This window comes from Flavobacterium sp. (assembly GCF_043779715.1).
In the GTDB taxonomy this organism is placed as follows: domain Bacteria; phylum Bacteroidota; class Bacteroidia; order Flavobacteriales; family Flavobacteriaceae; genus Flavobacterium.
The window spans coordinates 1-7,882 of the sequence record NZ_JAYWDT010000123.1 but is presented as its reverse complement, the minus strand read 5'-3'; the positions used below and the strand labels follow the sequence as shown (position 1 = coordinate 7,882).

Genomic DNA, 7,882 nt, shown 5'->3' with positions numbered 1-7,882 from the left:
AAATTACATTCATTAAATTATAACTTATAAAGTTACAATTTTTGCTGAATATCAAAACATTAAAAAAACTTTAGTATTTTTATAAGAAAAACATTCTGTTATGAAATATTTATTAGCTTATTCAATTCCTATTATTAGTATGTTAGGGATTCATTATCAAGGAGTTTTAAGTTATTCTGGAGTATTATTTGCTTTTGTATTAATACCTTTATTTGAGATTATACTTCCTACTAATGAAGATAATTATTCGGAAGAAGAAATGAAAAACCGTCTAAAAAATAGGTTCTTTGACTTTCTTTTGTACTTAAACATTCCTATTGTGTACGGAATCTTGTTTTTTACAATATGGAAAGTTACACAAAATAATTTAACCGCATTCGAACTTACAGGAACAACTTTGAGTCTAGGAATTGTTTTAGGTGCAAACGGAATAAACGTGGCTCATGAGTTAGGACATAGAGAAAAACTGTACGAAAGAATTTTTGCAAAAATATTATTAATTCCTTCCCATTATACCCATTTCTTTATAGAGCACAATCATGGTCATCATTTACATGTTTCGACCCCAAATGATCCTTCGACAGCAAAATACAATCAAAGCTTGTATACTTTCTGGTGGCAAACTGTTTCTGGAACCTACCTAAAAGCTTGGGAAATTCAGAAGAAACTTAATCAAATAGAAAACCGTCCATTTTATTCTGTAAAAAACGATATGTTTTGGTTCACTCTAATTCAAATAAGTTATCTAGCTTCACTATATATAATTTTTGGACTAAATGGATTATTATTAGCTTCATTTGCAGGTATTGTTGGGCTATTATTGCTAGAAACGATTAACTACATAGAGCATTATGGATTAAGAAGAAATATACTTCCATCAGGAAGATTTGAACGAGTTTCTGAAAAACATTCTTGGAATTCTAATCATATTTTAGGAAGGATCATGTTATACGAATTAACACGTCATAGTGATCATCATTTCAAATCTCAGAAAAAATATCAAATTTTAGAATATCATGATGTTTCTCCACAAATGCCATACGGCTATCCAACTAGTATGGTAATTTCATTTATACCACCATTATGGTTTGCGGTGATGAATAAGAGAGTTCCAATAGAAATGAAGATTTAACCATATTATTTAATATAAAACCAGATAAGGCGCAAAGCACACAATCAAAATCATTGTGAACTTTGCGCCTTCTTTGTGTACTTTGTGGTTAAACATTTATCTTTGCATCAAAATTTACTAAAATGTCTAAACAAGTTCGTGTGCGTTTTGCACCAAGTCCAACAGGAGCTTTGCATATAGGTGGTGTTCGTACTGCTTTATTTAATTATTTATTTGCCAAAAAACATAACGGGGTTTTCTATTTACGAATAGAAGATACCGACCAAAATCGTTTTGTTCCTGGTGCCGAAAAATATATCATGGAAGCCTTAGAATGGTTAGGGATTTCTCCTGATGAAACGATGGATAAAAATGAAAAATTTGGTCCTTACAGACAATCAGAAAGAAAACATTTATACAAACAATATGCCGATCAATTGATAAATTCTGGTTGGGCTTACTATGCGTTTGATACGCCTGAGAGTTTAGATACTTTAAGAAAAACGACTGAAGCAGCGGGAAATACCTTTATTTACAATCATACGGTTCGTGAAACATTAGACAATTCACTAACCAATACTTCTGAAAAAGTAGCTGAAAGAATTGCTGCTGGAGAAGATTACGTGATTCGTTTTAAAACACCTGTCAATGAAACTTTGCATCTGAAGGATATTATTCGTGGCGACATTAAGTTTGAAACTAATTTGTTAGACGATAAAGTTTTGTTTAAATCTGATGGTATGCCAACTTATCATTTGGCTAATATTGTCGATGATCATTTGATGGAAACTTCGCACGTAATTCGTGGAGAAGAATGGTTGCCGTCTATGCCATTACACGTTTTGCTATACAGAGCATTTGGTTGGGAAGCGCCAGAATTTGCGCATTTACCATTAATTTTAAAACCTGTAGGAAACGGAAAATTAAGCAAACGTGATGGCGAAAAATTAGGTTTTCCTGTATTTCCATTGCAATGGAAAACAGAAGAAGGAACTTCATTAGGTTATAAAGAAAATGGGTTTTTCCCAGAAGCTGTGCTTAATTTCTTGGCTATGTTGGGTTGGAATGACGGAACCGAACAAGAGCTTTTTTCGTTAGAAGAATTGATACAAAAATTCGATTTAAATAGAATTCACAAAGCAGGAGCGAAGTTTGATCCTGAGAAAAACAAATGGTTTAATCACCAATATTTGGTTAAGAAAGAAGACAATGCATTGGCTGAATTATTCTTGCCAATAGTCGAAGCAAACGGAATTACTTCAAATTTAGATTATGTAACTAAAGTGGTTGCGTCAGTAAAAGAACGTGCTCATTTTGTAAATGAACTTTGGGATTTATCCGATTATTTCTTTGTAGCACCAACATTTTATGACGAGAAAGCTGCAAAAAACTGGAAAGAAGAAACTCCTGAATTAATGAAGCAATTAATCCTAGTTTTAAATACAATAGAAGATTTTACCTCATTAAATATTGAAACTATTATAAAAGATTGGATGACGCAAAACGAAATAGGAATGGGTAAAGTCATGCAACCATTTAGATTGAGTTTAGTAGGTAAAATGATGGGGCCACATCTTTTTGATATCGTAGAAATGATTGGGAAAGAAGAAACGATTAAGCGAATTGAAAAAGCAATAGCTACATTATAAAAAAGAAAAAGCCTCGAAATTCGAGGCTTTTTTTATTACTGTTTTCTTATTCTTTTCCAGAAAAGATAAGAAACAGAAAAAGAAATAGTGTTTAGTTTTCCGCTAAGAGCTGGACCTGTATAAGTATGACTTTCATCATAATTATTAGTTTCAACACCAGAAAGACGATTATTTAAGCCTTTTGTGTAACGTAAATCAAATCTAAAATCATTATAACCACCTGTTAAACCAAGACCTGCGTCAAAGTTTATTTGTGGAGTGTTTTCGAAACTACCTTCATCTAATAAATATGGTAATAAGTATCTGTTTTCATTGTTGTAATACTCATTATATGATTCTTCTGAGTAGTTACTAAAGTCATACTCGGCAGTTTTTGTTTTTGCAGGTGTAAACTGTCCCGTAATAGCTGCTGCAAAACCTATTTGTGGCCCTAAAAAGAATTTATCTTCTTCTGGTTTTAGTATATAATAATTAAAATAAAAACCAACATCTATTGTCTCTGATAAATATTTTTGTTCACCTACTGTTTGATAATCGGCAGTAACTGTTTTAAAGTTTAATGCTCTGTGATTGAATAACATTTCTATCTGATAGTTATAATTCTCATGATAACCCATATTAAAATTAAGACCTACCTTATAACCTATTCCTGGTGTAGACAACAAATCAGAAGATTTTAAATCTGTTTGAGTTATTCCGGCAGTTGCATAAAAACCTCTAGGAGCCTGACTATATACTGCAAATGTTGCTAAATAAATAGCAAATAATATTACTTTTTTCATTTCTGTTTTGATTTCTTTTTTTATATTTTAATTACATTTCATATATCTTTGACTATCGAAAAAGCCTAAAACATTTAAGTGTTTTTCATCTGTGTCTTCATATTTTGAAAATTCACTCATTACTTCTGGACAATCAGAAAAATGTTTGTTTATCATTGGCGAAATTTTCATTCTTGCACCTTTATAAACAAAACTTTCATTAAGTTTTACATAATCGAGTATGTTGTTATTATTATCTATGCAATAGATGTTGTAATATTTTGAAGAACCATACTTACCTGTCACTGTTACTGTATAAGATAATAATTTTTTATCTTTAGTTTCCGCTAAAACAAAAAAAGCTGTTTCTTTTTCTGACTTACCTTTTGCGTTTATTAATTTGAAAGATTTAAAATAATGTGGTCCTACAATAGCATAATCAAGATCTTTAAATCTGATATATTTTTCCCAACTCTTACCAACTTCCGCATAAGATATTCTGTCGTCTACAACGAGAATTTCTACTGTATCATCACGCATGACTATTTTTTCACCTTTTTTATTAAAAAAATAAGCCGTTTGCGCAAAAGATGATAGACTTAAAAAGCAAAGTAAAATAAATAATTTTTTCATAACTATTATGATTTAGTAACCTTAGACATAGCTGTCATATCAAACGGTAAAGACGAATTAAATAAAACATCACAAAAAACAGCTGATATTTTTCCGCCTACCTCTGTAACAAGTATTTTTCCTCCATTTGCTCGACAAAAATAACCTGAATAAACCATCGAAACACATACTTCGTTTCCAGATAAAAATGAAGTTGGGCAATCATTGCTGATATCATAATATCCAGGAGTTGGTGTTGCAGAAGATGCAAATTCAATTGTTAAATCACCATTAGATCCTCCAGCTCGAATCTCGAAACTCCCACTACTTGCAGTTGTGTAAACTGAATTAAAAGTCATTCCTGTTAGTGATGAACGAGTAAAAGTTAATGTATTATTATTTGGCGCACAACTTACAACAGCCGCAATAACTTCAACAACATTTGAAGATTCTGGGCTTTCGCAAATACCTTTTATCATTTTTACTTTATATTCGCCAGCCATAGCTGAAGTTACATTTGAAATGGTTGGATTAGCTAAGTTAGACTCAAATCCGTTTGGTCCAGTCCATTCGTAAGTAACGGCAGTGTCTTCAGAAACTGGTGTTTTAAGGGTGATTGTTCCTGTTTGAATAACTGGTGAATTATTCGAAGAAGAAATTGCTGGAAGAATACATCTAACAGGTTCTTCTTTTTGGCAACTTGAAAACAAAATTGCTCCCAAAGAAAGGGATACAAGTAATACTTTTTTCATAAATAAAATAGGTTAAGAATTAAATTTTGGTTTTGTAAAATACAAAATCGCGCAAATATAAATTATTTGCACGATTTCTATTTTGATTTTCGATAAATGTTTTAATTTGTTTTTTCTTACAAATTAATCAACAACTGTCCACTTATAATACCTAAATGACCCTTAAAATTACTGTTGTTGTTCTTCAATTTCAATTCATCGGTTTTATTGAGATTATTTAAGAAATTATTCAAACCATATTGATAGTTAAAAACGGCACGAATTCTTTTTGTTCCAGCAGAAATACCAACATAAGCATTTCCGTTAAGCTTTGTAACATCTGTAATTTCTTTAGCAGTTAGCAAAGTTCCAGTAACATTATTTAGTTCTGATTTACTATTTATTTTTAGTTTGTCATTTACTTGTAAAACTGGTCCAAAATCGATAGAAACATGATCTTTTATCAAATTATAACTCGCTAATAAACGAATTTGAACACCCATTGTTTTAAAATTTACTTCTTCTGGAGTAAACGATAATGGTTTAGTTGTAGCTACTGTAATGTTATTTTCGAAAAATTGCATTCCAAAAATTGCGCTAAAATCATTATAGTAATTTCCTCTCACAGCCATTCCCGCAACCCAACCAGTTGCTGGTTTTGAAGCAAAATTTGATGTCGTTAGAGTAGTTTGGGTAATTCCTCCCATTATTCCTATACGGTTTCCGTCACGACGACCATGTTGTGAAAAACCTGATAATGAGCAAATAAGTGTTAATAATAAAATTAGTTTTTTCATACGTAGATAATATTTTTTTTATTGGAATATGGTATATTTATGAGGATATTTCATTTGTGTTCATGATTTAGGTATCATAAATATTTCATTCCTTAATATTTAATTTACGCAAAAGTAACAATAATTAAGCTACATCTTTGTAACTTTCAATACAAACTAACGTATAACCAATATAACAAACTAAAAACTATTACAATGAGTACATTTTTTATCGTTTTTGTAGTCTTCGGATTATTTATTTTCTTCTCGAGTTTCTTTACTGTAAAACAACAAACTGCGGTTGTTGTTGAGCGTTTCGGAAAATTTACTGGAATCAGACAATCGGGATTACAACTCAAATTGCCTGTTATCGACAAAATTGCAGGTCGTGTAAATCTAAAAATTCAACAATTAGATGTCATGATCGAAACACAAACTAAGGACAATGTTTTTATTAAAATGAAAGTTTCGGTTCAGTTTAAAGTAATTCCAGAACATGTTTATGAGGCTTTTTACAAACTAGAGTATCCACACGATCAGATTACGGCTTATGTTTTTGACGTGGTTCGTGCCGAAGTTCCTAAACTAATTCTTGATGATGTTTTTGTTCGTAAAGATGATGTGGCAATTGCTGTAAAACGTGAGTTAAATGAAGCTATGACTACTTATGGATACGATATTATTAATACTTTAGTTACCGATATTGATCCAGATATTCAGGTAAAAAACGCTATGAACCGTATAAATGCTGCCGAAAGAGAAAAAACTGCTGCAATGTTCGAAAGTGAAGCACAACGTATTCGTATTGTTGCCAAAGCAAAAGCTGAAGCTGAAAGTAAAAAATTGCAAGGTCAAGGTATTGCAGATCAACGTCGTGAGATTGCTCGTGGACTTGTAGAAAGTGTAGCGGTTTTGAATGAAGTAGGAATCAATTCGCAAGAAGCATCGGCGCTTATCGTAATCACACAACATTACGATACTTTGCAAGCAATTGGAGCTGATACGAATTCGAACTTAATTTTATTACCTAATTCGCCACAAGCTGCAAGTGATATGTTAAATACGATGGTAACAAGTTTTGCTGCTACCAACATAATTGGAGAGCAAATGAAAACCCAACCCAAAAGAGTAAAATCTAAAAATCATACTTCAACCGATTATAATCCGTCGGATACTTCTGAAGCAGATGAAATAAAATAAAAAAACGAAAAAGAGGCTTAATTGCCTCTTTTTCTATTTAAATACCAGTTGAATACATAAGGAATAATCATCTTTAATATCGTTCCATACATTCCCGAAAAAACCTTTTGATACAAATTACCAATAAAAGTAGCCGACTTAGAAGGAAGAATACTTTCCTTAGTTCTATCTATACTTAAAAGTATTTTTTGATAATAGATTTCTTTTTCTACTTTAAGAATTTCTAAATCGCGTTCTATCTCAGCGTATGAGGAATATTTTTTGTTCTCCATAATTAATCGTTAAAAAATATTTCTGAGAATTTTTCTAAAATGGTTCCTTCTACAATTTTATCTTTTACTAAAAATAAAAGCAAAGCTAAAACTAAATAAACTACAGCCACGCATAAAAAACCTAATGGATAACTATCTAATAAATTACCCAAAGCAAAAGCACCTGCAACAGATACAAAAAGCAATACAATTGAAAGACATATTGTGATAAGAAAAAACTTTAGCATTAAAGTAGTAGACTTCATGGCTACTTTAAAACCCCACAGTTTATAGTAAGCAATGCTACTTTCAATATAAGCTTTAGTGTTCTCTTGAACAGCTTCTGTGTTTTCTTTTAAATCTTCAAATGCCATTATTTTTGAAGTTTAGCGTTTTGTTTTTTTAATTCGGCTAATTTTTCTTCTAGAAATGAAATGGCTTCTTCGGCTTTATAACTAGAATTAGAAAGTAAATTTTCTACAGATTCTTTTAAATCTTCTTTTGAACCAGAAAGTTTTTCTCGAAGGTCTTCTTCGTAATCTGCCAATTTATTATTGACATCAATTTTCCAATCATCCAAATTAGCTTTTAATTTTTCTCTAGTTTTTGAACCTTTATCTGGAGCAAATAAAATTCCGACTCCAACTCCAATTGCTGCACCAACTAAAAGTGCTAATGCATTATTTCTATTCTTGTTTGACATATTTTTTCAATTTAATTAATTTAAATTTACAAAATTTATCTTGATCTAGTGTTAAATAGTAGTTAAACATAAAAACCACAATTTTTAT

10 protein-coding genes are annotated in these 7,882 nt (G+C 31.0%); 3 read left to right on the top strand and 7 right to left on the bottom strand.

Features of this window, described 5'->3' with window-relative positions:
• Positions 1-100 precede the first annotated feature (100 nt).
• Positions 101-1,132, top strand: coding sequence for an alkane 1-monooxygenase (locus tag ACH2BG_RS06310; protein ID WP_395046865.1), 1,032 nt, complete (start codon positions 101-103; stop codon positions 1,130-1,132).
• A gap of 122 nt (positions 1,133-1,254) precedes the next feature.
• Positions 1,255-2,760 carry a glutamate--tRNA ligase gene (gene gltX, locus ACH2BG_RS06305; RefSeq protein ID WP_395046864.1) on the top strand — a complete coding sequence of 502 codons (1,506 nt, stop codon included), beginning with the start codon at positions 1,255-1,257 and terminating at the stop codon, positions 2,758-2,760.
• A gap of 35 nt (positions 2,761-2,795) precedes the next feature.
• Here gltX and ACH2BG_RS06300 read toward each other — a convergent pair whose 3' ends face one another.
• The 4 genes from ACH2BG_RS06300 to ACH2BG_RS06285 all read right to left on the bottom strand — a co-directional run bounded on the left by ACH2BG_RS06300 (position 2,796) and on the right by ACH2BG_RS06285 (position 5,661).
• Positions 2,796-3,542, bottom strand: coding sequence for an outer membrane beta-barrel protein (locus tag ACH2BG_RS06300; protein ID WP_395046863.1), 747 nt, complete (start codon positions 3,540-3,542; stop codon positions 2,796-2,798).
• A gap of 27 nt (positions 3,543-3,569) precedes the next feature.
• Positions 3,570-4,154, bottom strand: a complete 585-nt coding sequence (locus ACH2BG_RS06295) for a hypothetical protein (protein WP_395046862.1) — start codon at positions 4,152-4,154, stop codon at positions 3,570-3,572.
• 5 nt (positions 4,155-4,159) lie between these two features.
• Positions 4,160-4,885, bottom strand: coding sequence for a hypothetical protein (locus tag ACH2BG_RS06290; RefSeq protein ID WP_395046861.1), 726 nt, complete (start codon positions 4,883-4,885; stop codon positions 4,160-4,162).
• A 116-nt stretch (positions 4,886-5,001) separates the two neighbouring features.
• On the bottom strand, positions 5,002-5,661 hold the full coding sequence (locus ACH2BG_RS06285; protein WP_395046860.1) for a PorT family protein: 660 nt from the start codon (positions 5,659-5,661) through the stop codon (positions 5,002-5,004).
• A 195-nt stretch (positions 5,662-5,856) separates the two neighbouring features.
• Between ACH2BG_RS06285 and ACH2BG_RS06280 the strand changes: the two genes are divergently transcribed.
• Positions 5,857-6,840, top strand: coding sequence for an SPFH domain-containing protein (locus tag ACH2BG_RS06280; RefSeq protein WP_395046859.1), 984 nt, complete (start codon positions 5,857-5,859; stop codon positions 6,838-6,840).
• A 17-nt stretch (positions 6,841-6,857) separates the two neighbouring features.
• On the opposite strand, the gene ACH2BG_RS06275 is transcribed toward ACH2BG_RS06280, so the two are convergent.
• The 3 genes from ACH2BG_RS06275 to ACH2BG_RS06265 are packed head-to-tail and all read right to left on the bottom strand — an operon-like array spanning position 6,858 to position 7,794.
• Complete coding sequence (locus tag ACH2BG_RS06275) at positions 6,858-7,112, bottom strand: DUF6327 family protein (protein ID WP_395046858.1); 255 nt, start codon at positions 7,110-7,112, stop codon at positions 6,858-6,860.
• Positions 7,113-7,114: 2 nt separating this feature from the next.
• Complete coding sequence (locus ACH2BG_RS06270) at positions 7,115-7,465, bottom strand: competence protein (RefSeq protein ID WP_395046857.1); 351 nt, start codon at positions 7,463-7,465, stop codon at positions 7,115-7,117.
• A complete protein-coding gene (locus ACH2BG_RS06265) occupies positions 7,465-7,794 on the bottom strand; it encodes a YtxH domain-containing protein (protein WP_395046856.1) in 330 nt (109 codons plus the stop codon). The genes ACH2BG_RS06270 and ACH2BG_RS06265 overlap by 1 nt, the downstream gene beginning before the upstream one ends.
• Positions 7,795-7,882: the final 88 nt, after the last annotated feature.

Excerpts from the sequence above, each read along its gene's own strand:
- ACH2BG_RS06285 (WP_395046860.1), bottom strand. The coding sequence starts at position 5,661 with ATGAAAAAACTAATTTTATTATTAACACTTATTTGCTCATTATCAGGT.
- ACH2BG_RS06295 (WP_395046862.1), bottom strand. The coding sequence starts at position 4,154 with ATGAAAAAATTATTTATTTTACTTTGCTTTTTAAGTCTATCATCTTTT.
- ACH2BG_RS06275 (WP_395046858.1), bottom strand. The coding sequence starts at position 7,112 with ATGGAGAACAAAAAATATTCCTCATACGCTGAGATAGAACGCGATTTA.
- ACH2BG_RS06270 (WP_395046857.1), bottom strand. The coding sequence starts at position 7,465 with ATGGCATTTGAAGATTTAAAAGAAAACACAGAAGCTGTTCAAGAGAAC.
- ACH2BG_RS06290 (WP_395046861.1), bottom strand. The coding sequence starts at position 4,885 with ATGAAAAAAGTATTACTTGTATCCCTTTCTTTGGGAGCAATTTTGTTT.
- ACH2BG_RS06280 (WP_395046859.1), top strand. The coding sequence starts at position 5,857 with ATGAGTACATTTTTTATCGTTTTTGTAGTCTTCGGATTATTTATTTTC.
- ACH2BG_RS06310 (WP_395046865.1), top strand. The coding sequence starts at position 101 with ATGAAATATTTATTAGCTTATTCAATTCCTATTATTAGTATGTTAGGG.
- ACH2BG_RS06300 (WP_395046863.1), bottom strand. The coding sequence starts at position 3,542 with ATGAAAAAAGTAATATTATTTGCTATTTATTTAGCAACATTTGCAGTA.
- ACH2BG_RS06265 (WP_395046856.1), bottom strand. The coding sequence starts at position 7,794 with ATGTCAAACAAGAATAGAAATAATGCATTAGCACTTTTAGTTGGTGCA.
- gltX (WP_395046864.1), top strand. The coding sequence starts at position 1,255 with ATGTCTAAACAAGTTCGTGTGCGTTTTGCACCAAGTCCAACAGGAGCT.